We start from the raw sequence: 25,914 nt of genomic DNA on the forward strand, positions 1-25,914 counted from the left end.
CATCACCACTTAACAATCCAGTTTATAGCCAACGCCATAAATTGTCTTAATATATTCTCCGCTCGTCCCAAGCTTCTTGCGAAGTCTCTGCACCATAATATCAACTGCTCTCGTATTTCCGATATACTCAAATCCCCATACTTTCTCAAGTAACTCATCCCTCATAAACACACGCTGTGGATTTGAAACAAATAACTGACATAAATTAAACTCTCGGTACGTTAACTGAATCTCTTGTCCACTCACATGTACCTTTCTTTCCTTAGGACAAATCACTATCTCTCCAGCCTCAATTACTTCATGACTTATAGCCGCCTCCGTCTTCTTTACACGCCGCGCCATATTCTTAACCCGAAGAATAAGCTCCGCATAATTAAACGGCTTCGTCACATAATCATCAGCACCAAGCTGCAAGCCAAGCAACTTATCATTCATCTGACTCTTTGCCGTTAACATAAGCACGGGAATATCCCTATCCCTCTCACGGAACAAACGAAGCAACTCATACCCATCCGTATCCGGAAGCATAACATCCAAAATCAATACATCCGGCCCTTCATTCCATCTCTCTAAAGCTTCTCTCCCATCAGCCGCTGCCAATACTTCATAACCTTCCATCTCCAACTGCATCCGAATCAAATTACGAATACTCGATTCATCATCAACCACAAGTATTTTCATCATTCTCCTCCTTCCACCACGTATTATAGTACAGTTTAGTATAGCAAAAATCCTATAAAAAAAGAGAGGGTATTGTCGAACATATTTTGTCGACGATACCCTCTCTTTCACTTATTATATTTATTTAGCATATCCATTCGGTTGCTTTTGATGCCAATTCCAAGCATGTTCAATGATTGTCTTAACATTTACATACTTAGGATCCCATCCTAGCTTCTCTTTCGCCTTTTAACAAATTGAAAGGAATTTTATACATACCAACTAATGTATTCACTAACAATACAATGTCGAGAATTAAGACATATCGAATTGCAAATTTCCCTAGCCCCTATCTGACTGACCTAATTATAAAGCCCCCCACACCTGACCAAAAAGGGCCGAATGTGGGGGGCTTTTTTATACTTTGATCATCAATTACTTTTGGAAATATTAATACATTATATTATAGAATGCACAACTGTTATTATACAATGTTATCCACTCTCTATTCTTTACATCTCATAATATATAATATCATTGTTACTGTAAGGATTAGCTCACCTACGTTAATACTTACTAGAACACCATAGATTTCCATGCTAGGTATTAGTCCAAAAAATAAAATCAATGTAGCAATAGTTGAAAGTAAAAAACTTCTACTATACGCTGATGATCTTCCCGAAGCAACTAAATATTGAATACCTATAACATTATTAGCTATACTTGTGAGTAACCAGATTGCAAAAAGCTGCACAACCAAAGTATATTCATGGTAATCTGTTCCATAAAAAATAATTAAAATCCATTTTGCTGCCACTGCCATAAAGAGAGCAACAATTGCTGCTAAAGCGATAATCCATTTCCCGAATTTTATAACCGATTGTTTTCCCTTTTTATGACTCACCTCGAAGCAACTACTTATGTGTGGAAATAACGCTTGCGTAATAGGTGCAAATAAATTGATAATTGCTTTAGATAATTTTTCTATAGCTGAATATATTCCTACAACTTCCTTGCTAGAGAATAACCCTAAAACAATTGTACCACTAGAATTTAAAATATAGCTCATAAAGGAGCTAGTAAATACATCCCATCCATCCTTAAAACAAGAAACAATAGCCTCCAGCCTAGGTATACTATAAGAAATTGATAGTTTAGTTGAAATGATAAAAAAGCTGATAAATGCACAAATTACTAAAGGAATAGACTGTAGTACTGTCGCTATAATATAATTACTAGAATCACTTACAAAGATAAAAATACAAAGCGTGGTTGTTAGTTTAGCTATCATATTAACAACCGTAATATATCCCATCTTCTCGATACCTTGAAATAGCCAAACTGGAAACAAAGCATTTCCAATTACATTTAAAAATGCTGCATAATATACTACCCTATTCCCTTGAAAGTGAGGGAATATAAATAGAAGTAGCGACAACAAACAAAAACTAATACACATTAAAAAGAACTTTACCGTTATAACAGAAGAAAATATTTTATTGACCTTTTTTAAATTTTCTTTGTGGATTGAAATTTCCCTTGTTGCTGTCAAATCAAATCCATAATTCGTAATTGTCACAAAGAAATAGGCTATAGCAATAGCGTACATCATTTCTCCAAAATTCCCATTTCCAAGAACACGTACTAAATACGGAATAGTGATTAAAGGTAACATATATTCAAAACCCTTGAGCAACAATAAAGAAAATGCATTCTTTGCTAATCTATTTTTTAACATTTGTAACTCCTTTTAGTACAACATTTCACACAAAACAACACTATATACAATCTTATTTCGATAACATCACCTAGACATTATTAATGCGTGTTATTTATCTGCGACAAAATATTTTGTAATATACTGCGCCCAAATCTCATGACCTTGTTTACTCGGAAAACCAAAGTCCTCTTGTAAGTATGACAAAATCTCTTTTGTTGTTGCATTAGGCCATGCATCCCAATGATCTAAATATGTATAGCCACTTTGTTCTGCGAATTGTTTTAATGATTCAATAGCTTTCGGATAGTTTTTTGCATTATATACCGGATTTGGCGGTTGAAGTAAAACAACTACATCCTTCTTATTATCTGAAATCAATTGGACAAAATCCTTTGTATTTTTCACTGAATTTCCATTTCCTATTTTATTATTATCCGTTATAAATGGTGGTTCAAATAATAACACATCTGGATTTTCTTTGATAATATCCTTATATCGCTTTTTATTAAGTAATTCTTCAGTACTTTCGTCTTTAAAGTCTTTTACAGTTACATTCCAGATGCCCTTTCCATATGCAGCATCCAAACTAGTAATAAAACTCTCTGTCCAAGTACCACTTTCACGGGACGAAGCCTGATCTCCCACAATCACAAGATTAACAGCTCGATCCTCTTTAGCTGCTTCCTTTAATTTCCCTTTAACTGAGTCTGGTAGTTTCCTCGCGTATTTTTCATTTAAAGAAACATTTTCATTCTTAACTTTTTCTTCAGTTTTTCTCGAACCTTCAGTCCCTTTAACTTGCTTTGTTCCCGTTTCCATCGTTTGTCCTGTTATGTTCTTGGCCTGTTTATTCCAGTATAATTTACCACTCACCATAGAAGTAATAAATAATACAAAAGTAACTATAACAAGTATCATTTTTTTATTCATTAATCCACCTCTTATAATAAACTCCACATTATACACCACTAATTTAAATACATAAAAAAATAAACCCATCTATAAGGTAGCTGGGTTTATTAAGATTTATTTCTTTAATTCAAGGTGTTCCCTTAGCTTATTTGTTAAATCATTTTTCGCTTGTTCTGTAACATAATAATACCAAATACCATCCGCGGCCTTATGCCCATCCCCTGGAATTTGAACTTCTTCAGTATTATTTATACATTCTTTATAATTTTTTTGAATATCAAACATTTGCTCTTGAGTCAAACTAGTTTTCACATTTTTTTCAATAGCTTTTAACACATCACCATAGCTTGCTAAAGAAGAGAAACTTGCTCCCTTTTTTATTACTGCTTGAATTACTTGGCGCTGGCGCATTTGTCGACCAAAATCACCACGTGTATCTTGATATCTCATTCTAGTAAATAATAATGCCTTTTCCCCATCTAAATGTAAATCACCTTTAGGATAATGAACATTATCAATTGTAAAATCCATATCATTATTAATGTCAATTCCACCAACAGCATCAACAATATCTTTAAACCCTTCCATGTTTACCTCAATATAATAATCAATTGGGACATCCAGGAAATTTTCTACAGTTTTGACTGACATATCAATTCCACCAAATGCATATGCATGGTTAATTTTGTCCTTTTTCCCTTTACCAACAATCTCTGTATAAGAATCACGTGGTATACTTGTGATTTTCATAGAATTTGTTTTTGGATTTAAAGTAAACAACATCAAGGAATCTGATCTTCCTTGATCAGCTCCCCTTTGATCTACCCCCAGCATTAAGATTGAAATTGGTTTTTTATCAGATACGTCTACCTTCTCTGATCTTTTATCAGATTTTTCACGACTTAGTGGTTTGTGTACAGCATCTAAGGTATTCGATACTGAAGAATACATGTTATAAGCATATATACCAACACCTATAACAATTACACTTACGATACCTATAATCCAAAATATAACTTTTTTCAAGCCATTTCCTTCTTTCACTTTCAAAATTATTTAAAATATCAATGTTATACTTTTGTATTATCTCATAAACGGAATTGATATATTTTCTTTCACTCTACTATGTTTTCAAGATTATATCAGTCGCTATTTACATCATTTCCTTATATAAATCAATAATTTCCTGATTCATTCTGTTGCTTGTATATTTTTGATTAAATTCTTCTAATCCTCTAAATCCTTTTACAGTCAGTTCTTTTTTATCTAAATGATCTAAAATATCCTTTAAGCTCTCTAGATTTTCTAAAGAAAATACATAACCATTATCATTCCCTACAAATTCAGGGAGCGCCCCTCGATTACTAACAATAATGGCTTTAGCATTTTTCATTGCTTCAATCGCTACTAATCCAAAGCCTTCCCAACGTGACGGTATTATTACCGCATCAAATAAACTGTAATAAGAGTCAATTTCATCATGATTTATCCATCCTATAGATTCCACATTATCAGGAATTACCAAATCATTATTTTTTAGTATACTATCACCAATAGTATACAATTTTATCTTCTCATTTTGGTAATGGGAAAAAAAGTCTAGTAGTATATCTAACCCTTTTTGATGATCAAATCGCCCGACAAATAGAAGATTTATCTTAGAAGAATCCAACCTATAGTCTATAGAACTTTTGCGAAACTCTGCCGAAACCCCATTATATATTAGTCTAGACTTGCCTTTTGAAAATCCTCTGCTAATCGATTCTTGATATTCATTAAAGGAAATATTAATAATTTTATCTGTCTTCACAGACAATAATTTTTCTATACCAGCATACAGTGCTTTTTTCATATTGGATACTTGCATACAAAAAGACCAACCATGTGAACAATATATAATCTTATACTTCTTTTTTGTAAAAAACAATGGCACCCTTACAAAAAAGCCTGCAAATGTACTATGTACATGCACAATATCTGGCTCATTTTTTTTTATACTTTTCCAAATTGAACTCATAGCTCCAATAAAATTCTTCACTTTTCTCTCATAAGGATAAAAAATTAAATTATTATTATTTATGCTAAATCCCTTTTCAGAATTTGTCTCACTTAAAACTAAATATACCTCTGAAATCTCTTCACATTCGTTTTGATACTTTATTACTTCATCTAGATAAGTTGCCACTCCACCTTTAACATATTCTCCCACATGCATTACTTTCAAAATATCTGCCTCTTTCTCTTGGAACGTCTTCTACTATTTCTCACATTTTATTCACCAAATCATTCACAATTTGGTTCCCAAATACTACCTTGACTTTTAAGAAAACTCACTAGCATTTGAGATTTTCAACAGCTACAAAATATCTTTTTAAGGCATCTTCCCAATCTGCAAATTTATAAATCTCTTGTTCTTGAGTATCTTCCTTATATAATACTGAGTATTTAGGACGCACAGCAGCTCTAATAAATTCTTCACTTTTCAGAGGTTTCATTTTTATATCTAACTGAGCTAATTTAAAAATTTCTTGTGCAAAATCATACCATGAGCACACTCCAGAATTAGATGCATGATAAATTCCATACTTGTTACTTTTCACCAGATTAATAATAAAATTAGCTAAATCAGCTGTATAAGTCGGTGAACCGACCTGATCATTAACAACTCCTATTTCATTCTTACTTTCTGCTAAACGTAACATTGTCTTTACAAAGTTATTCCCATATACCCCAAAGACCCAAGAAGTCCTAACAATATAATATTTTGAACAATATTCTTGTGTATACTGCTCTCCAACTAATTTTGATTTACCGTATACTGTCTGAGGGTTAGTTTGATCATCTGCTTTATAAGGTACATTTTTTGTTCCATCAAAAACATAATCCGTACTCACGTAACAAAATTTTGCTCCTACTACTTCAGCAGCTTGCGCTAAATACTTTGTCCCTTCAGCATTAACTTTAAAAGCAGCTTCTTCATCACTTTCAGCTTGATCCACCTGCGTATATGCCGCCGTATGAATAATAACATCTGGCTGAATTGATAATACTTTTTCGTTTACTTGTTTTTCATCCGTGATATTTAACTCTTCTCTGCCAAATCCAAAGACTTCACACGTCTGCCCTTCCAACAGCTTTACAACATCTTGTCCTAACTGACCTTTAGCTCCTGTTACTAATACCTTCATGTTTTATACCTCTAATCTATTAGCATATTGATTCTTGAAGTATTCTTGGTATTCTCCAGAAATAATATTTTTCCACCAATCTTGATTTTCTAAATACCATTTAATAGTTTGCTCAATACCTGTGTCAAAATTATACTTTGGTGACCAACCTAATTCTTCACGGAGTTTTGTCGCATCAATTGCGTAACGACGATCATGACCTGGACGATCTGTAACATACTTAATTAGAGACTCTGGTTTACCCAATGCTTTTAAGATTGTTTTTATAATTTCAATATTTGTACGTTCATTATTTCCACCAACATTGTACACTTCACCATTTTTACCTTTATGAAGTACTAAATCAATTGCCTGACAATGATCCTCAACATGTAACCAATCACGTACATTTAAACCATCACCATATACAGGTAATTGTTTATCATTTAGTGCATTAATAATCATTAAAGGAATTAACTTCTCTGGGAAATGGAATGGTCCGTAATTATTTGAACAACGTGTAATATTTACTGGTAAACCAAACGTTTCATGATAAGCACGAACTAATAGATCTGCACCAGCTTTACTTGAACTATACGGGCTATTTGATGCCAAAGGTGTTTCTTCCGTAAAGTAACCAGTTTCGCCTAAAGTTCCATATACCTCATCTGTTGAGACTTGCAAGTATTTTTTTACTTCCGCATTTTTAGCAGCATCTAGTAATACTTGTGTACCTTGGATATTCGTTTGAATAAAGATATCAGGATTTGTAATACTTCTATCAACATGTGACTCTGCTGCAAAATTTAACACATAATCAAACTTTTCTTCTTTAAATAATTGGTTAATAAACTGACGATCTGCTATATCGCCTTTGACAAATTTATAATTAGATAATTCCTCAATATCTTTTAGATTTTCTAAATTACCTGCATATGTTAACGAATCTAAGTTTACAATATTATATTCCGGATACTTCTTCACCATATATCGAACAAAGTTACTTCCAATAAACCCTGCGCCACCTGTTACTAATATTTTCATGTTATTCCTCCTTATTTCTCGTACACAAAATTAATATTTGCTTCTTCTAATAATGGATGTTTAGTATCCTTTTCCGAAAGGATTGGTTCACTCACTGGCCAATCGATTCCTAAGGCTGGATCATTCCATAGAATACCAGCATCATGATTAGGAGAATAGTATTCATCTACTTTGTAAGCCACTGTCGAATTTGGCACTAATGTACAAAATCCATGTGCAAATCCTTTTGGTACGACTAATTGGCGTTTATTATGTTCGCTTAAAATAACACCAACCCATTGGCCATATGTAGGTGAACCTTTCCGAATATCAACAGCTACATCATAAATTGCACCTGTAATACAGCGTACTATCTTTGTCTGTGCTTTAGGATTTAACTGAAAATGTAATCCACGTAATGTTCCGGCTGGTACAGATAAAGATTGATTATCCTGAATAAATTCGTAATCTAAACCAAGCTTATCAAAGACCTCTTTATTATAACTTTCTATAAAATATCCGCGATGGTCGCCAAATACCCTAGGCTCTAAAATAACTACATCAGGAATTTTAGTTTCAACAATCTTCATTATAAGTACTCCTTTATTGATAAATTGGTTGTTTTTGTTTACTTTGTTCTGCCAATCTAATTAAATATTGACCGTATTGATTTTTTTTCATCGGCTCTGCTAATTCAAATAGTTTCTCACGTGTAATATACCCTTTTCTAAAGGCTATTTCCTCTAAACAAGCTACTTTTAAACTTTGGCGTTTTTCAATTGTTTCAATAAATTGAGATGCTTCTAATAATGACTCGTGCGTACCAGAGTCTAACCAAGAAAAGCCACGACCAAGAATTTCAACATGCAACTCTTGTAATTGTAAATAGACCTTATTTATATCAGTAATTTCCAATTCTCCACGGGGTGATGGTTTTATATTCTTCGCAATCTCTATAACACGATTATCATAGAAATATAAACCTGTTACAGCATAATGTGACTTTGGCTCTTGAGGCTTTTCTTCAATAGAAATAGCCTTCCCACCTTCATCAAACTCTACAACCCCAAAACGTTCTGGGTCATTTACATAATATCCAAAGACAGTTGCTCCCTGTTGGCGTTCTACTGCATTTTGTAATAATTTTGTTAAACCGTGTCCGTAGAATAAATTATCACCAAGAACAAGAGCTACCGAGTCATTGCCAATGAACTCTTCTCCAATAATAAATGCCTGAGCCAGGCCATCTGGTGATGGCTGCACAGCATATTCAAGCTTTATCCCAAATTGAGAACCATCTCCCAATAACTCTTTAAAACGAGGTGTATCCTGTGGTGTAGAGATAATTAAAATCTCTTGAATACCAGCAAGCATTAATACTGATAATGGATAGTAGATCATTGGTTTATCATATACAGGTAATAATTGCTTAGATACCGTTTGTGTTAATGGATATAAACGTGTTCCACTGCCTCCGGCCAAAATAATTCCCTTCATTATCCATTCTTCCTCTCTGTCACTAAAAATAGTAAGTATTATATTTAATTCATTCCCAAAATACAATATTAAGAGACTAAACAACCTGTAAGTTTAGCCTCTAAATGTAACTCTCTCTTTTATTAAACTAGCTTTTTCTTGCTGCTCCTATAATAATATGTGCAATAATTTGTGAAAGAATTTTAAGCATAAATAAGAATAGTATAATCACCGAGGTATTTATAAGCGTGTACACTAATCCTCCATTTAAAATATAAACATGAAATTGATAAAGAATTATCCCTAAACTAGCACCCTTAAACGGAGATTTTGCCTTCAAACAATTAATAAATAGGTAATAATATATACTACCTATTAAAAACATCCCAAAATAACCGCCTATTATCCCAAAATCTAATACCAGCCCAGCAAAAGCCCCTACAGTAACAGGAACAATAAAGTTATATTCAGATAGCGGGGTGTTATTTAGCATTGAAGATACTATTTTATCTATTGGGAATACCTCCCTATCTCCTATCATTTGAATATGGAAATATTTATTAATAAAATATGCAAAATCATTATATTGATAACTATATGGCGACTCGAAAAAATGCAAATTATTTATAACATAATAACTTGCCTCTGCAGCTATCTGAGTCAGTCTTGCTAATAAATATTTAAAAATATCTTCTAGGCCGTTTAAAGATAAACTTGAGTAAAAACTACTTATAAACGCAGCAAATATTACTCCTGAAAACAGTAGAAGTACTGATCTAAACGTAAAGATATTTTTCACTTTTAATGGCTGGTTTAAGAACGCTTTAATAAATACAAATAAAATAATTATATCTAAAATTGCTCCTTTAAAGCCTGATAGAAGTTTAAACAAAATAAAAGCGATCCATACAATAACTTTTAATTTTTTAGAATATGAATTATTGATTTGTTTATCATAATATGAAACATAAATAAGAATGAATGGTAAACCAAATAGAAAAATCCTACCTGGTATTCCAAATAAACCTGATGAAGAAAAAGCAAATCTATCCACTTCTATAGAATTTGAAAGAATAGGAATTCCACCAACTATAAAATGATACATAGTAAACATTATAATAATTGTTACAAAGATTATATGAGTGGTATGATCCTTCACATTAAAACCTGTTTTAGTTAAATCATTTCCTATTTCTTCTATATTTAGTTTCATATTAGTTCCTAAAATAAATCTAAAGGAAAAATACCCTAACATGAATATTATTATATTCCCTAAATAAATCATCCAACTACTATTATTTAAAGAAAGCAAGTCCAGATAATAATACCCTAACAATATTTGAATTGTACTTAAAAGAGTTATAAAAAATGGAGTTAATTTATTTTTCTCTAAAATTAAAGAAAATATAATCAGTAAGGAAATACATAATAAAACAAGTATCTGTCCCATCATTGATACCCTCTATTTCCTTTTCTCGTAAAGAAATTAAAATATGAAGACCACAAGACTCTAAACAACCCCCACTCTTTCTTTATAACAAATAATGCGACCTTTAAGAAAAATCTATTTATCGCAACTAAAGGCAACTGCAATGGATAATACCTACGAGTATATTTTAATGCGCTTAGATTGCTATAGTATTCTGATAACGCTGATTTTTTAGGATTAGCTGCCGATTTAGTACCTGCACTTCCCCCACCTTTGTGTTGTATAATACTTTCCTTGCACCAATACAGGCTAAGGTTTAATTTTTTTACTCTCTCCACTAAATCTAATTCTTCATAGTATAAAAAATACTCTTCATTTAAATATCCAACTTGTTTAAGTACCTTCTTCGGGATAAACATTGATGCACCATGGATATAGTCAAATTTTTTCTTTTGTGTATGTTCTTGAATACTAGATACTTTCTCTCCATGTAAATATGCATGATTAATTGTTAAATATTTATTATAGTAACAACCGCCTGCACACTGAATTATGCTTGGATCGAAATATTCCACTATCGTGTTACCCAATACACCCAAATCTTCTTTACCTTTTGCGAACTTTAACAATTCACTTAACGCATATTTATCCACAATCGTATCATTATTTAAAATCCAATAATATTCACAACTTTGATGTTCCAAGCCATATTTTAATCCTGCGTTAACTGCCCCTGCAAAACCATTGTTTTCCTCTTTTTCAATTAACACCACAGATGCTTCCTTAGTAGATGGAGAAGTATTTTCTTCTTTAAAAAAAAGAAACTCTCCTAACTCCAAATTATCCTTTGCCCAAATCTTCAATTTATCAACTGATTCATTAGTGGAAGCATTATCAACTACTATTACCATCATTTTTTCTTTATCTTCTATCTTAACAAGTGAATTTAAACACTCGATAGTATCTTTCCATCCATTCCAATTTGGTATAACTATACATACTTCTCTCATAGTAGAGAACTCCTCTCAAATCCATGCGGTCTTCTCAAAATTATATCTTTTCAACAATACTTTCTACTCTCTTACTCCAAGTATTATTTTCTAAAAATGCATGACCTAGTTCTTTTTCAAATTTAGTTTCTAAATCATTAAAGTTTATCTTCTTAATTAACTCAAAGAATTCTTGTTGATTTTTATAAAAATACACATAATCATTGAATCTTTCTATTTCAGGGTAATACACGGAGATGATTGGTTTTTCAAAAGCAATATATTCATATAATTTGACCGGGTCTACGCTTTCTATTAACTCATTTCTAATAAATGGCATAATTAAGACATCATATAGTTCTTTATTTTCAATCAATCTACTATGCTCAATTGGTCCATGAAATATTACTTTATCACTATTCACAAGTTGAGGTTGGTAGTCTACAGGTCCGATGAAATGAAAGCGTACATTTTTGTTTTCATCCAAACATTTATCAATCGTTTGAAAATTTATCCAATTAGCTATAGTCCCTATGTAAACAACATCTTTAATGCCTTCATTTTTTTGGAATATTGATTTAACATTCTCAGCCATACTTCTACTAGAGATAAACTCTTCCTTCAATCCATTTCTTACTAAACATAAATTATCTAATTTTCCATACCTGTTTTCTAAAACATCACCTAAATGTCTACTAGAGCATAAAATAGTTCTTGCATTTTTTATTAATTCTTTCTCTAAAAACTCTATATCCTTTTTCCTTTTTGGATCATCATAAAATTCTTTACAGTCATCCATGCAATCATATATTAGCTCTACCTTCTTAAGAAGTTTTTTAGGTATATATTTATATTGGCTTGGGAATGTTAACCATATTTTTTGTGGTTTAAATACTAAACTAACCATTGTAATCCAGATAATTTGTATGAAATCATCCATTTTCTCAAAAAATCTACCAAATCTTCTAGGTATAGTTAATAACGGTAGTTTCTTCACGTCACTATCATTCTTAATCATGTGTTTTCTAATAGGATTAAAACGGTACATCACCAGTAAGTCGTAAAACTTATTTAGACCCTCCGCTAAAAAGTGAGGTCTTTGTTTTATCCAACCCCAATCCACATGCATTATATATAAAATTTTTTCTTTGTCCTTCATTAATTCCGACCCCTTTTAGGAAATTTCTTCAAACTCAATATGCATCTTTAGAACCAAGAAAAAGGAAAAATGTCTTGAAAATAATTTTTATATCAAACCATATGCTTCTTTTCTTTATATACTGTAAATCTAACTCTACCATTTCATCAAATGTAAGATTACTTCTTCCACTTACTTGCCATAAACCTGTACATCCTTGTGTTACTAAAAGGCGCTGTTTATCATATTTCGAGTATTCTTTCACTTCCCTAGGCAATGGTGGTCGTGGTCCGACTAAACTCATTTCTCCCTTTAATACATTAAATAATTGTGGTAATTCATCAATACTTGTCTTACGAATAAATTTACCGATATTTGTAACTCGAGGGTCATCTTTCATTTTAAACATTGCACCTGACACGTCATTATGCTTCAACAAATCATTTAATCGGTCTTCTGCATCTACTACCATTGAACGGAATTTGTACATTCCAAATTCTTTTTCGCCCTTCCCTACACGCATTTGTTTAAAAAAGATTGGACCTTTTGGATCTTCTAACTTGATAAGCACTGCTACTATAATGAAAATAGGGGAGAGTAAAATAAGACCAAACAAAGAACCACATACATCTATCAAGCGCTTCATAAGTAAATATAATCCATTTTGATTTACCTCTTTAGCAACGAGCAATTCTTTTTCCTCTACAGTTCCACTAGACACTTTAATTAAGGCCACTATCTATTCCCCTCCCTCTATATATGTACATTTTCTTTTGTAATGAGTTGATTCATATAATTTATCAATTCTTCTCTTAAATCTTCATATTGTAACGCCATCTCAATTGTCGTTTTAATAAACCCAAACTTCTCCCCAACATCATAACGAATTCCTTCAAAGTCATATGCAAACACACGTTGAATCTCATTTAACCTTTGAATCGCATCTGTCAATTGAATTTCCCCACCAGCACCTGTCTGTTGATCCTCAAGAAACATAAAGATTTCTGGTGTTAATACGTAACGACCCATAATTGCCAAATTCGATGGTGCTGTTCCTTGAGCTGGCTTTTCAACAAATTGACGTACTTGATAACGACGATCGTTTTTTTCAACTGGATCAATAATACCGTAACGATGCGTCTCACTTTCTGGCACCATTTGTACACCTATTACAGAAGATTGTGTTCCTTCATATTGATCCATTAATTGGCGTAAACACGGTGTTTCTGCTTGAACAATATCGTCACCAAGTAATACCGCAAATGGCTCGTTTCCAATAAATTTACGTGCACACCATACCGCATGTCCTAAGCCTTTTGGTTCTTTTTGTCTGATGTAATGAATATTAATTTTTGAAGAAGCCTGTACTTTTTCAAGCACTTCATGCTTTCCTTTTTCAAGTAAACTTTGTTCTAACTCAAAAGAGTGATCAAAATGATCTTCAATTGCACGTTTTCCTTTTCCCGTTACGATAATAATATCTTCAATTCCTGATTCTATTGCTTCTTCAACTATGTATTGAATTGTCGGTTTGTCGACGATTGGCAACATTTCTTTCGGCATCGCTTTCGTTGCTGGTAAAAATCTCGTCCCAAGGCCAGCGGCTGGAATAATTGCTTTTCTTACTTTTTTCAATTCTAGTCCCCCTAAATCCGTATATTAATATGTAACAATTACAAAAACCCTACCTATGAATTCATAGTTATAACTCCATAGGTAGAGTTTCTAGCATAAATAAAATTATGGGCATCTAACCCATCCTCACGCCATACTCCCGACGACAAGCGTCTAAGGTAGGTTGAAATGTAATTTCTACCCACAGCACGACCGAGTGCCTCCGTTGATAACGGTTAGGAGACATCACCAGTTCTTTATTTAAAAAATACCAAACAATTTTTTACGACGAATTTGTTCTGGATCCTCTTTATAAATTGCTTTACCGCTGATTAATAAATACGGATTTCCTTTTAAATCACTCATAACGTCCATTCCAAATTCTTTTCCAATTAATTCATAGCTTTCCGCTAGATGAAATGCTCTTGACGTTATGTTATGTGCATCTGATGCGATCATATGCGTCAAATTATGTTCAACAAGTTGCAATGAAAATTTTTTGATTTTTTTACCAAACTTCCCAAGTAAACTACCTGCTGTCACTTGCGTTAATGCACCTTTACTTACAAGATCATATAACTTATCTGGTCGCTCAATTAGTTCAGCATTACGTTCTGGATGAACGATAATCGGAATCATTCCTTTTACACGTAGTTCATATAACAGTTGCTCTGCATAACGTGGTACATGATTTGATGGAAATTCAATTAGTATGTATTTATTCGTTTCATTTAAAGTGACAATTTTACCAGCTTCATAGTCTTCTAATAGATCACCATATAATCTGACTTCTTGTCCTGGTAAAATTTTTAGCGGAATTTCATTTTGTTTTAATTCATCATTTAATTGTCCCACTTGGTAAATGATAGAATCGTGTTCATTTACATATTTTCCATTTTGATGATGTGGAGTTGCGACAATTGTATGTATTCCTTCTGATACAGCCTGCTTTGCCATTGCTAAACTATCTGTTACTGTTTGTGCACCGTCATCGATTCCAGGTAAAATATGACAATGTAAATCAATCATGCTTTTCAGCCTCCCTCTCTCATATAAGTCTTTTTTCCCTTGAATATGAGATTCATCTCATATTCAAGGGAAAAAAGGAGATATGTTTCTACCATATCTCACTTTTTAATTAGTTTGCACCGTAATAATAATATAAGCCGTTTTCACGTTCACGATCATTCAGAACAACACCTAACAGCTTACCTTTTGCAGACTCTAATAATCCTTTTGCTTTTACTGCGGATTCTTTCTCCGTGGATTCACTACGAACAACAAGAATAGATGCATCACATTGATTCGCCATAATTTGTGCATCTGTTACAGCTAAAATTGGAGGTAAATCAAAAATAACTAGATCATATATACTATACGCTTGAGCAAGAAGCTCTTGCATTGATTTCGAACCTAACAATTCCGCTGGGTTTGGCGGAATTGGGCCACAAGCTAGAAAGCTCAAATTCTCAACTGCAGTCGCTTGTACACATTTCTCTAAACGCTCACTATGCGTTAATACATTCGTTAACCCAAAAATATTATCTACTTGAAACATTTGATGCATTGCTGGCTTACGCATGTCTGCATCAATTAACAACACTTTTTTTCCTTGTTGGGCGAAAACAACTGCCATATTTGCTGTCGTTGTCGTTTTCCCTTCACTTGGATTCGCAGATGTTACCATTAGCGAATGCAAGTTTGTATCAACAGCTGCAAATTCAACATTCGTTCGAATATTACGATATTGTTCCGAAATTGGTGATTTCGGTTGTTGATGAGCAATTAATTGACGACGTTGACGGTAATTTTTTTTCTTTTTAAGTAAACTATTAAGAGCCAATTGTTTTTCCCCTCACTTTTTTTGATGATGGAGCATGTGATTTTATATTTGTTGTTTCTTCATCCATACGTGCAACAATACCTAACACTGGTAAACCAAGTAAGTTTTCTACATCTTCTTCTTTTTTCACTGTGTTATCCAAGTATTCTAGTAGGAATGCAAGACCAACTGCAGCCATTAAACCAACAACAAAAGCAATTACCACATTTAACATCGGACGTGGTTTAACTGGAACTTGCTTTTCAGCAACTTCCGCCTTCGATAATACTGTTACATTATCAACACTCATAATTTTTGCTACTTCACTTTGAAACACTTCAGCTGTCGTATTTGCGATATCACGAGCGACCTTTGGATTTTTATCCTGTACAGTTACTACTACAACTTGTGAATCTTTTTCGTTAGCTACTTCAATTTTTTTATTTAATTTCTGCACCGTTTCTTCCAAATGCAACTTTTCTTTCACCTGCTCCAAAATAACAGGACTTTTAATGATTACCTTATATGTATTTGTTAATTGAATATTCGTTTGTACCTCATTAAATTGAATAGCTGTTCCTTCTTGCTTTTTTTGATTCACAAGAATCTGAGTGGAAGACTCGTAAATAGGGGTCATGATAAAGAAGCTAATGATAGCACTTACCATTGCTGCACCAAAGGCGATTACGAGGATCATTGCTAAACGTTTTTTTAAAATATGAAATAACTCTTTCAAACTAATTGTTTCTTCCATAAGTTCCTCCAACTTTCTAAAATTTGCACATAAGAAAAATTATAGCATATTCATCTTATATTTTTTTATTTAAATAAATTATTTAATACAAGCTTCTAACAAACCAGTTTAATCTTACAAAATAATCTTAAATATGACAACACATTCCAATGATTTCCCAAAAATTTTATCATATCATGTTTTTTACAATGTATAACTTGATAAAGAATTTTTAGAAAAAACAAAAAGCCAACAAAATTTTTGTTGGCTTTTTCATATTTTAGTAATAACCATACTGCTCTTTTTCTTCTCTTTTATCGTTTAAAACGACTCCAAGTATTTTTCCAGATGCCTTATCTAGTATTTGTTTCGCTTTTACGATTTTATCTTTTTCCGTCTTTTCACTTCGTACAACGAGTACGATTCCATCACATTTATTCGCTAGTATTTGTGCATCTGTAACCGCAAGGACAGGTGGTGTGTCTATTAATATAATATCAAACATGTTATATGCTTCTAGTAATGCCTCATCCATTATCCGGCTCCCTAATAATTCAGCTGGGTTTGGCGGAATTGGGCCTGCTGCCATTAAGTATACGTTCTCTATATCTGTTTTTTGAATACATTGCACGAGTTTTGCTTGTCCCGATAATAAGTTTGTTAATCCATTTGAACTATGAACAGCAAATAAGTTTTGTATCGTCGGCTTACGCAAGTCAGCTCCAATTAATAAAACTTTCTTTCCTTGTTGTCCGAAAACAACTGCTAAGTTTGCGATTGTCGTTGTCTTTCCATCACCTGGATCTGCCGAAGTAACAATAATAGAACGAACACGACTATCTACAGATGTAAATTCAATATTTGTACGAATGTTACGATATTGCTCTGCAATACGTGATTTAGGCTCTTTATGCGTAATTAATTTTCGCAATGGTTTTCTTTTCTTTCTCCCGAACATATTCATAATCTCCTTTTGTGAAATGCGACATTTCTCTTTTCTCTCTATGCTCGATTTCATACGTCTAATTACCATTTTGTATCGCTGATTTCCCCACATCTCATCATAATCAATAACATTCTACTTTGTCTTATTTAAGTACCTTAACAATATGACAATGCCCTTATTTCTTTATTACCTTTATCACTTATCCAGTTTTCTAGATAAACAATAAAGTAAGTATATGGTAATTACCATCTATTTACAAGATATTTTCTGATTAGTTTGTATATTATCATTTCATCGTTATATAGCAGAAACGAAAAAATCCCCTTGTCTTTTCACAAGGAGATTTTTTAGTACTATCTATTCTTTTTTATCACCAATCGCAAATGTAATTTCTGCCTCACATGCAACTTCACCATCTACTGTTGCGATTGCTTTTCCTTTTCCAATCGGGCCGCGTACGCGTGTCATTTCTACTTCTAGACGAAGCTGATCACCTGGGCGTACTTGTTTTTTGAAACGGCAATTGTCGATACCTGCAAAGAAAGCAAGTCTTCCGCGGTTTTCTTCTTTCTTTAATACTGCAACTGCTCCGACTTGTGCTAATGCTTCTACAATAAGTACACCAGGCATAACTGCATAGTCAGGGAAGTGTCCGTTAAAGAATTCTTCATTTGCGGATACATTTTTAATCCCAACCGCTCTTTTTCCTTCATCTACTTCTAATATTTTATCAACAAGTAAAAATGGATAGCGGTGAGGAATGATTTCTTTAATTTGTTCTATATTTAGCATGTAACAATCGCCCCTTTTGTAATATTGGTCTTACCACTTGGACATATTGCTATTATCCCATTTTGTTTATTGTTTGTCATTACAAAGTAACATTTTATATTTAGCACAACTTCCTAAAAAAAATGCACACACTCTATTCCATTAAAATAGTTGCACATTTTTGCAACTGACACGGAGGTGGAAAAGAGTGTATGCCCAAATTAGGGAAAGGCAATATGTATTGAAACATTATTTGCCTTAATGTCGTATTCGACTCATTATATTATAAACGTTTTCAATTAAGGAAATATTAAATTTAACCATATATATGAATATTTTACCTGTTTCCTTCATATTTCTCTATTTTCCTTCCATTTTCGCAAAAAAACAAAATAAAAAAATATAAAAACGAAAAAAGAACTAAGGCATTAGCCTTAGTTCTTTCAAATTATCTCAAAGCACGCTTTGGTAATCTGTCGATATTCTCTAACATAATACCTGTACCAACCGCAACGCAGTGCATTGGGTTTTCAGCAATTAATACTGGTACTTTTAGTTCTTCTGCTAGAAGCATGTCGATACCGTGTAGTAAAGCTCCACCGCCTGTTAGAATAACACCGCGGTCGATGATATCTGCAGATAGTTCTGGTGGTGTGCGCTCTAATACGCCTTTTGCAGCTTGTACAATAACAGCTGCATTTTCTTTTAACGCTTCTGTAATTTCTTCAGAGCATACTGTAATTGTACGTGGTAAGCCTGTTACCATGTCACGTCCGCGAATTTCAAGTTCTTCGCTACGTGCACCTGGGAATACTGTACCAACTTTAATTTTAATATCTTCTGAAGTACGTTCTCCGATTAATAGCTTATACTTACGTTTAATATAGTTTAAGATCTCCATATCAAACTTATCGCCAGCCATTTTGATAGAGGAAGAGGTAACAATATCACCCATAGATAGTACAGCGATATCTGTTGTACCTCCACCAATATCAACAACCATGTTACCGCTTGGTTGGAAGATTTCCATACCAGCACCAACTGCGGCTACTTTTGGTTCTTCTTCTAAAAATACTGTTTTACCACCTGAACGTTCAGCAGCTTCACGAATTGCTTTTTGTTCTACTGATGTAATATTTGTTGGACAACAAATTAAAATACGAGGTTTTGAAAAGAAGCTCTTTACGTCCAATTTGTTAATGAAATACTTTAACATTGCTTCTGTAATTTCGAAATCTGCGATTACACCATCTTTAAGTGGACGGATTGCTACAATATTACCAGGCGTACGTCCCACCATGCTTCTCGCTTCTTCACCTACTGCTAATACTTTACCACTATTACGATCAATCGCCACAACAGATGGCTCATTTAATACAATACCCTTACCTTTAACATGAATTAATACGTTAGCCGTACCTAGGTCAATTCCGATATCTCGCGCAAACATTCCCGTTTTTTCCTCCTCGATATTCAAAATCAGGTTACACCCGAATTCTTTTCACCTAATTTCTGATTTTATCATAAATTTAACAGAAACGTAATATTCGCAAAAAGAATTCTTCTGAAAAATATTACCGAATGTGAACGGAATGTTTGCTACTGTAACATTATTGACGTACAGGCTTCTCTACATCTTCTTTTCTATACTTTTGTTTTGTTGCTTCTCCCCCTCTTAAATGACGAATAGACTTATGATAATCAAGAATTTCTTTCACTTCATTTGCGAGCTCTGGATTAATTTCTGGTAGACGTTCTGTTAAATCTTTATGGACTGTACTCTTTGATACCCCAAATTCCTTTGCAATGACACGCACTGTCTTTCTTGTCTCCACGATATACTTACCAATCTTGATAGTTCTCTCTTTGATGTAATCGTGCACACCACTCGCCTCCCTAATTTGGATGTGAGAAGGGTGAAATGAGCCTCGCTGCATACGACTAAGAAGTAAGTGTGAGTGCTGTTTGTAAGCGTTAAACATTCTTGGATTTATAATGAAATGATTCACGATTTCTCACCTCAAACACTCTCTTTGCTTTGGTTTATACCATTGTATTGCCCGCACTACTGATATATGCTACATGTTCACTATTTTTGCGGACTAAGTTAAGAAAAATTACGTTTTTTTGTGAGAAATACGTTAAAACTGACTATTATAGCGAAAAAAAATGACACCTTATATATAAGGTGTCATTCTTCTCGTTCCAATTCTTCTTCTAACAATTGATGGTGGGGAACCTCTTTCTTACCGGCAATGTAATAATATAAAGTGAATAAAACAAACAATAAAATAATAGCAGTCGACAGAACAAACAAAAATGACACAGTATCCCCTCCCTTTTGTAATATATATTCGAGAATCTCGTCATTTTTCCTTGTTATTGCAACTTTTTTCTCGAAATTGAGTATTTTTATATAAAAATAAAAAAATCAGCTCCCCTAGTGGGAACTGATTTTTTCACTTCATTATTCTTGTGAAGAAGAATCGTTAGATGATTCTGTAGAACCATTTGTTGATTTTTCTTCTTTCTTCGGTTCTTCTTTTTTGTCACTAGTTGAACCGCTTGTTGATTTCTCTTCTTTTTGAGACTTGTCTTCTGTTTTACTTTCAGGTTTCGTGCTCGTTGACTTCTCTTCTTTTTGAGATTTGTCATCAGCTTTTTTACCAGAAGCATTCGTAGCCTTTGCAGCACCTGCATCAGCTTTAATTTCTGTTACTGATTTATTTAAGTAACGTTCAGGGTTCACAGCCACATTGTCTTTACGTACTTCAAAATGAACGTGAGAACCTGCCTCTTTATTCATTGCACTTAGACCGGATGTTCCTAATACTTCACCTTGTGCAACTCTTGCACCTTTTTCTACTTTCACACTGCCTAAGCTTTGATAAGATACCGCTACACCATTTCCACTATCAACTGTTACAACATAACCAAGAAGTGAATCTTTTTCAGCTTTCGTTACTGTACCACTTAAAGCAGCAGCAACATTGAATTCTTTTCCATTCTTCGCAGCAATGTCAATTCCTTTGTTCGGGGAATATGTGTTGTTATAAAAGACAAGTGCTTTTTCTTGTTCCGCCTCAGTTGCTGCATCTTCATAGAATTTCTTCTGTACGACTACTTCCGCATTCGCGGCAGCTGGCATTTTCACTACTTCTGAAGATTTTGTTACTGGTACTGCTGGATCTTCCGATTGTGTATACGGTGTTGCTTGATCGTGGTTTGGAGTCTTCTTCGGATTAGCTCCTTGGAACCATAGCGCAACCATTAAGATTACCGCTGCACAAGCAATGTATAGTGCCGGAAACACCCATCTTTTTTGAAATAAATGTACTACCTTTTGCGACTTTTTATTATTTCTTCCTCGCATTCCATCATCACCTCAGCAATCATTTTGAACAATATTCACGTATCCTATACAACGTATAACTAATTACTTTTCGACAAAATCTGTAAAAATATGTATGAGAATTGCAAAATTTCCGAGGAAATGATAGAAAAAAGAAAAAACTGAGCACTTTTGGCTCAGTTTTTAATCTAATTGTTTCTTTTTATATACGATTAAACATACAAAGAGCGATATAATAAGCCAAACTGCAACATTTAATACATGCCCACTAATACTACCAAATCCCGTCCCACCTACTAAACTGTTAAGTGCTTTCACAATATGAGATGTTGGAAAATATCCAATCATCGTCTTAATTACTTTATTTTCAACCATTGGCTCAAACTGTACAGCCAAATACATCGTCATTAATATCGGCATTCCAATTATTGATGTTTGTGGTACAGATGCAGCTAACAATCCAATCATTGTTCCAATCACAATAAATAAAATTGTTCCACATAAGAAAATAAATCCTAGCAATAATAGATTTCCACTGAATTGATCCAAAATAAATAAGTTCACAATACAAATGCCCAATGTCAAACATGCTGTTAATATACTTTTTCCAAGTAGAACTTCCACCGAAGATGCCGGTGATAGCATTAATACACGCAATGTATGTTTTTCTTTTTCTTCTGCAATTACCATAGATTGAACAAAGCCTGCGACAAATAGGAAGGCCGTTATAGTAGTAATGCCTAACATTTCCTTTCCCGCTCCAAATCTGCTAAACAAAAATGAAAGTATAATTGGTAAAAATGCCATTAACAACACTTGTGAATTTGTCTTAAAATCTTGTACTTCTTTTCTAAAAATAGCTGATACACGTCTCATTGAAAATGTCATTATAATCCCCTCCCAGTAACTTCAATAAAAATATCGCCTAAAGTTGGTTCGTGTGAATGAATGGATAGTAATTCTCCTTTGTTCATCCATTCTGAAATACGTTTTGCACCTAATTCATCTTTTTGTACCGTTTCTTTCTTCTTATCCTTTAACACGACTTGTATTTGATCTTTCGCGTATTGTAAGCGAAGGTTCTCCGGTGTATCAAGTGCTACAATCTCTCCGCCACACAGGAAGGCAATGCGGTTACAAAGCGTTTCTGCTTCGTCCATGTTGTGAGTCGTTAAGAAAATCGTCGTTCCTTCTTTATTTAAGTCTTTTAAGATTTTATGAATATTTTGTACGTTTACTGGATCAAGTGCAGATGTTGGTTCGTCTAAGAAGAGAATATCTGGTTTATGAAGGATTGCTCTTGCTAGTGTGACGCGTTGCTTCATTCCCTTTGATAATTTTTTTACTGGTGTTTTTTTATCATCTAATAAATTCACTTGTGCTAGTACTTCATCGATTCGTTCTTTTTTGCAATCATATAAGTCACAAAATAATAGTAAGTTATCATAAATGCTAAGTCTTTCATATAAGCCGCTGTTATCTGTTAAAATACCAATTCGTTTGTAATCGATGCTACTTGGTCCTGTAATATCTTTCCCTAATACTCTTACCGTTCCAACACTATGAAGCAATTGAGAAGTTAAAATTTTTACTGTTGTCGTCTTACCAGATCCACTCGGTCCAAGGAATCCGAATATCTCTCCTTGCTTCACCTCAATATTTACATTTCGAAGTGCCGTTTTTCCACTGAAACTTTTCATTACATCTTTCATTTCAATTGCCAATGTCATTTCTTCATCCCCTTTGTTTTTCTTCTTTATAGATGAAAGTCGCTTTAGCGCTTTTCGTTCGTTTGTTTCGCTTTTCTTGACTCAATCATATGAAAAACAAAGGGTAGGCGCATTAAAATACCGGTAAAAGGAGTATTTTTACCGGTGAATGAATCGCATGTTGAGCTTATTGGAGCACTTTTATAGTCCAATAACACCTTTTAATTCATCCATTCGTCCTTTTGAAAGCGGGATTGAACTTTTTCTTTCGTCATCTAAAATTAAGCTAAAACTGTTACGAGTCCAAGTAATCACTTCTCGCACTCTTTGTAAATTCACAAGGTACGAGCGATGACATCTAAAGAAACCAAAACCTGTTAACCTTGCTTCTAGTTCACCTAATGTTAAAGCGCATACGAAATCTCCTTCACGAACGTGAATATGTGTTACTCCGTTTTGTGTTTCAATGAAATGGATTTCCATCGGATCAAGTAAAATGATTTTATCGTTCACTTTCGCAGGTATTCTTTCTAACTTCATTTGCGGAATTATTTGAACGACCTTCTCTTCATCGACTTCTTCCACTTCCTCTTGTTCAATTTCTACTTTTTTCACACCATCGTTGTTTAATATGTATACATCCTCTGTTAACGAAAGGGCATCCGATAGGAAAGATGACGTAATAAAAATTGCCTTTCCTTGTTCTTTCATTTTCATAATTGCTTTTCGAATAATAACCGTACTCTCTATATCTACATTTTGCTCCGGTTCTTCCAAAATGATTAAATCCGGATTATGAATCATAATTCGTCCTATATGAAGACGGCGCTTCTCTGAAAATGACAATTTTTCTATTTTAACGTTTAGTTTATCTAGGAGACCAACATACTGTACGACTTCTTCTATACTTACCTTTGATTCATAAAGTCCTAATAGAAACTTAAAGTATTCCTTCACCTTCAAACGATCATATGCTTCATCTTTCAAAAAACAAAAGCCGATGCGGAAATAATTTTTCTTTCCAATTGCTTCCCCTTCAAACAGTACGTTGCCAGTTGAAGCTTCTTCTTCACCAATAATAATGCGGTGTAACACTTTAGCTGTATGATTATTGCATTGCAAAACAATACATTGTCCTTTTTCAACCTTTAGCTCAATTTCCGGTAACTGGTTCGTCTTCCCTAACTGTTTCAACTCTAGTAACGCCATTTCATCTCCCCCAAATGCCTTTTTATCCTATTATATCAAACAATTAATGGAAAATTATGATATTTTAAACAGAAAAAAATAGGTGCCAGAGTTCTGCACCTATTTCTTCACCATCAGTTTTCCTTCATAATCATTCATCGTCTTTATTTCAACGCCTTTATAGTAATGAGCGACGATATCTGTATATTTCTTTCCTTCCGCTGCCATGCCGTTCGCCCCGTATTGACTCATACCAACGCCGTGACCGAAGCCTTTCGTTGTAACGATGATTTTATCTCCTTGTTGTTTCCACGTGAAATCAGAAGAACGTAAATCTAACTTTTCACGAACTTCTTTTCCTGTTAATGTTTTTCCTTGAAAAGCTACATCCTTTACGCGCTTTCCTTCCGTAAGGTCTTTAATATTTCCAACCTTCCCGTCTGCTAGCACTTTCACACCGAGACGTTTTTGAAAATCAGCTACTGTAAATGTTTGCTCGCTCGTAAACTTTGGAGAGGCTTGATCCCACGGACTATCTACACTTTTCAAGTACGGATAATCATTTCCCCAATAGTCAGCTGCATTTTCTGTTCGGCCATTACTCGTTGAAAAGAAGGATGCTGAAATTGGTTTTCCATCATACGTTAAAACTTGTCCTGCTGTTTTCGAAACGGCTTCTTCGATTTTCTTCAAATTATTTTCGTAGTTATTACCCCATTGCTTCTTCAATTCATCTTTGCTTTTGTACACTTGATCTTTCACCGTATCTGTCACGTCCGCATTATTTTTCTTTCCTCCGCTTAGCATACGTTGTACTACAAATGTTCTCGCTGCTAATGCCTGCGCCTTTAGTGCCTCTATTTCAAAACTGGCATTCATCTCAGAAGCTACTACACCTGTCACATACTCCTCCACTGGTAATGTTTCTACCTTCTTCTGTTTTTCGCGATATACAGCAACTTGAACAGCTGTATCTACTTTTCCTGGAGCTGGTATGCTTTCTATCGCTGGAGGAGTTTTAGAGGCCGTTTCTTCCTCTACTTTTGCTTTCGCAAATGGAATAACAAGGGCTGCAGGTACAATGATAACGAGCGCTATTAAGAGCGCTACTGTAATAAAAAGTGGCTTTGAAAATTTCATCCTATTTTCCCCCAATATAAAAGCTTTACTCCATTCATTCTTATGGAACAACTCTTTCTTTTAGAACATACTTAAGGGGAAGAGTATAAAACAGAAATTTTCTAAATATTTTTACTGGTACGTGC

At 33.8% G+C, this 25,914-nt stretch carries 27 protein-coding genes and 1 pseudogene; all 28 read right to left on the reverse strand.

Translation table 11 applies throughout. The annotated features are described in order from the left end of the window. Positions 1 to 9 precede the first annotated feature (9 nt). The 28 genes and pseudogenes from ACTFR8_RS21615 to spoIID all read right to left on the reverse strand — a co-directional run bounded on the left by ACTFR8_RS21615 (position 10) and on the right by spoIID (position 25,789). Entirely contained in the window at positions 10 to 681 is a 672-nt protein-coding gene (locus ACTFR8_RS21615) for a response regulator transcription factor (protein ID WP_061660877.1), read from the reverse strand. A 120-nt stretch (positions 682 to 801) separates the two neighbouring features. Continuing rightward, a pseudogene (locus ACTFR8_RS21620) lies at positions 802 to 909 on the reverse strand (UDP-glucose 4-epimerase GalE); the annotation flags it as partial. Positions 910 to 1,165: 256 nt separating this feature from the next. Further along, positions 1,166 to 2,398, reverse strand: coding sequence for a flippase (locus ACTFR8_RS21625; protein ID WP_100619740.1), 1,233 nt, complete (start codon positions 2,396 to 2,398; stop codon positions 1,166 to 1,168). Positions 2,399 to 2,488: 90 nt separating this feature from the next. Beyond that, on the reverse strand, positions 2,489 to 3,310 hold the full coding sequence (locus ACTFR8_RS21630) for an SGNH/GDSL hydrolase family protein (RefSeq protein WP_100619739.1): 822 nt from the start codon (positions 3,308 to 3,310) through the stop codon (positions 2,489 to 2,491). 96 nt (positions 3,311 to 3,406) lie between these two features. Next, positions 3,407 to 4,318, reverse strand: coding sequence for a polyisoprenyl-teichoic acid--peptidoglycan teichoic acid transferase TagU (tagU, locus tag ACTFR8_RS21635; protein ID WP_144608176.1), 912 nt, complete (start codon positions 4,316 to 4,318; stop codon positions 3,407 to 3,409). A gap of 127 nt (positions 4,319 to 4,445) precedes the next feature. After that, positions 4,446 to 5,507 carry a glycosyltransferase gene (locus tag ACTFR8_RS21640; RefSeq protein WP_100619776.1) on the reverse strand — a complete coding sequence of 354 codons (1,062 nt, stop codon included), beginning with the start codon at positions 5,505 to 5,507 and terminating at the stop codon, positions 4,446 to 4,448. Between the two features lie 118 nt (positions 5,508 to 5,625). Further along, positions 5,626 to 6,480 carry a dTDP-4-dehydrorhamnose reductase gene (rfbD, locus tag ACTFR8_RS21645; RefSeq protein ID WP_100619737.1) on the reverse strand — a complete coding sequence of 285 codons (855 nt, stop codon included), beginning with the start codon at positions 6,478 to 6,480 and terminating at the stop codon, positions 5,626 to 5,628. Between the two features lie 3 nt (positions 6,481 to 6,483). After that, positions 6,484 to 7,503 (reverse strand): dTDP-glucose 4,6-dehydratase, encoded by a 1,020-nt coding sequence (gene rfbB / locus ACTFR8_RS21650; protein ID WP_100619736.1) that lies wholly within the window; start codon positions 7,501 to 7,503, stop codon positions 6,484 to 6,486. Positions 7,504 to 7,514: 11 nt separating this feature from the next. Further along, the gene (gene rfbC, locus ACTFR8_RS21655; protein WP_100619735.1) at positions 7,515 to 8,072 is read right to left on the reverse strand and encodes a dTDP-4-dehydrorhamnose 3,5-epimerase; all 558 of its coding nucleotides are present in this window, start codon (positions 8,070 to 8,072) and stop codon (positions 7,515 to 7,517) included. A 13-nt stretch (positions 8,073 to 8,085) separates the two neighbouring features. Further along, positions 8,086 to 8,979, reverse strand: coding sequence for a glucose-1-phosphate thymidylyltransferase RfbA (rfbA, locus tag ACTFR8_RS21660; RefSeq protein ID WP_100619734.1), 894 nt, complete (start codon positions 8,977 to 8,979; stop codon positions 8,086 to 8,088). A gap of 127 nt (positions 8,980 to 9,106) precedes the next feature. Beyond that, positions 9,107 to 10,408 (reverse strand): O-antigen polymerase, encoded by a 1,302-nt coding sequence (locus ACTFR8_RS21665; RefSeq protein ID WP_100619733.1) that lies wholly within the window; start codon positions 10,406 to 10,408, stop codon positions 9,107 to 9,109. Continuing rightward, positions 10,408 to 11,397 carry a glycosyltransferase family 2 protein gene (locus ACTFR8_RS21670; RefSeq protein ID WP_100619732.1) on the reverse strand — a complete coding sequence of 330 codons (990 nt, stop codon included), beginning with the start codon at positions 11,395 to 11,397 and terminating at the stop codon, positions 10,408 to 10,410. The genes ACTFR8_RS21665 and ACTFR8_RS21670 overlap by 1 nt, the downstream gene beginning before the upstream one ends. A 40-nt stretch (positions 11,398 to 11,437) precedes the next feature. Then, entirely contained in the window at positions 11,438 to 12,535 is a 1,098-nt protein-coding gene (locus ACTFR8_RS21675) for a hypothetical protein (RefSeq protein ID WP_100619731.1), read from the reverse strand. Between the two features lie 34 nt (positions 12,536 to 12,569). Further along, positions 12,570 to 13,250: a sugar transferase gene (locus tag ACTFR8_RS21680; protein WP_100619730.1), complete on the reverse strand. Its 681-nt coding sequence runs from the start codon at positions 13,248 to 13,250 to the stop codon at positions 12,570 to 12,572. A 17-nt stretch (positions 13,251 to 13,267) separates the two neighbouring features. Continuing rightward, a complete protein-coding gene (gene bpsC / locus ACTFR8_RS21685) occupies positions 13,268 to 14,149 on the reverse strand; it encodes a UTP--glucose-1-phosphate uridylyltransferase BpsC (RefSeq protein WP_098583164.1) in 882 nt (293 codons plus the stop codon). Between the two features lie 240 nt (positions 14,150 to 14,389). After that, entirely contained in the window at positions 14,390 to 15,157 is a 768-nt protein-coding gene (locus ACTFR8_RS21690) for a tyrosine-protein phosphatase (RefSeq protein WP_100619775.1), read from the reverse strand. Between the two features lie 109 nt (positions 15,158 to 15,266). Beyond that, positions 15,267 to 15,971: a CpsD/CapB family tyrosine-protein kinase gene (locus ACTFR8_RS21695; RefSeq protein WP_098583167.1), complete on the reverse strand. Its 705-nt coding sequence runs from the start codon at positions 15,969 to 15,971 to the stop codon at positions 15,267 to 15,269. Next, positions 15,961 to 16,704: a YveK family protein gene (locus ACTFR8_RS21700; protein WP_100619729.1), complete on the reverse strand. Its 744-nt coding sequence runs from the start codon at positions 16,702 to 16,704 to the stop codon at positions 15,961 to 15,963. The genes ACTFR8_RS21695 and ACTFR8_RS21700 overlap by 11 nt, the downstream gene beginning before the upstream one ends. A 259-nt stretch (positions 16,705 to 16,963) precedes the next feature. Continuing rightward, positions 16,964 to 17,641, reverse strand: coding sequence for a CpsD/CapB family tyrosine-protein kinase (locus ACTFR8_RS21705; RefSeq protein WP_141558759.1), 678 nt, complete (start codon positions 17,639 to 17,641; stop codon positions 16,964 to 16,966). A gap of 345 nt (positions 17,642 to 17,986) precedes the next feature. Next, the gene (gene fabZ, locus ACTFR8_RS21710) at positions 17,987 to 18,421 is read right to left on the reverse strand and encodes a 3-hydroxyacyl-ACP dehydratase FabZ (protein ID WP_000931959.1); all 435 of its coding nucleotides are present in this window, start codon (positions 18,419 to 18,421) and stop codon (positions 17,987 to 17,989) included. Positions 18,422 to 18,848: 427 nt separating this feature from the next. Further along, on the reverse strand, positions 18,849 to 19,850 hold the full coding sequence (locus tag ACTFR8_RS21715; RefSeq protein ID WP_000457978.1) for a rod shape-determining protein: 1,002 nt from the start codon (positions 19,848 to 19,850) through the stop codon (positions 18,849 to 18,851). Between the two features lie 160 nt (positions 19,851 to 20,010). Next, positions 20,011 to 20,283, reverse strand: a complete 273-nt coding sequence (spoIIID, locus tag ACTFR8_RS21720) for a sporulation transcriptional regulator SpoIIID (RefSeq protein ID WP_000544012.1) — start codon at positions 20,281 to 20,283, stop codon at positions 20,011 to 20,013. 308 nt (positions 20,284 to 20,591) lie between these two features. Further along, positions 20,592 to 20,726, reverse strand: a complete 135-nt coding sequence (locus ACTFR8_RS21725; protein ID WP_000008903.1) for a hypothetical protein — start codon at positions 20,724 to 20,726, stop codon at positions 20,592 to 20,594. 141 nt (positions 20,727 to 20,867) lie between these two features. Continuing rightward, positions 20,868 to 21,773 (reverse strand): M23 family metallopeptidase, encoded by a 906-nt coding sequence (locus tag ACTFR8_RS21730; RefSeq protein ID WP_001214926.1) that lies wholly within the window; start codon positions 21,771 to 21,773, stop codon positions 20,868 to 20,870. A 162-nt stretch (positions 21,774 to 21,935) separates the two neighbouring features. Beyond that, positions 21,936 to 22,640, reverse strand: a complete 705-nt coding sequence (locus ACTFR8_RS21735; RefSeq protein WP_252209738.1) for an ABC transporter permease — start codon at positions 22,638 to 22,640, stop codon at positions 21,936 to 21,938. Next, on the reverse strand, positions 22,640 to 23,482 hold the full coding sequence (locus ACTFR8_RS21740) for an ABC transporter ATP-binding protein (RefSeq protein ID WP_000170864.1): 843 nt from the start codon (positions 23,480 to 23,482) through the stop codon (positions 22,640 to 22,642). Before ACTFR8_RS21740 ends, ACTFR8_RS21735 begins: the two co-directional genes overlap by 1 nt. 180 nt (positions 23,483 to 23,662) lie before the next feature. Further along, positions 23,663 to 24,670 carry a LytTR family transcriptional regulator DNA-binding domain-containing protein gene (locus tag ACTFR8_RS21745; RefSeq protein WP_053513724.1) on the reverse strand — a complete coding sequence of 336 codons (1,008 nt, stop codon included), beginning with the start codon at positions 24,668 to 24,670 and terminating at the stop codon, positions 23,663 to 23,665. 99 nt (positions 24,671 to 24,769) lie between these two features. Next, a complete protein-coding gene (gene spoIID / locus ACTFR8_RS21750; RefSeq protein ID WP_252209739.1) occupies positions 24,770 to 25,789 on the reverse strand; it encodes a stage II sporulation protein D in 1,020 nt (339 codons plus the stop codon). Between the last annotated feature and the right edge of the window lie 125 nt (positions 25,790 to 25,914).

The sequence above is a fragment of the Bacillus cereus group sp. MYBK15-3 genome (assembly GCF_051916765.1).
Taxonomy (GTDB): domain Bacteria; phylum Bacillota; class Bacilli; order Bacillales; family Bacillaceae_G; genus Bacillus_A; species Bacillus_A cereus.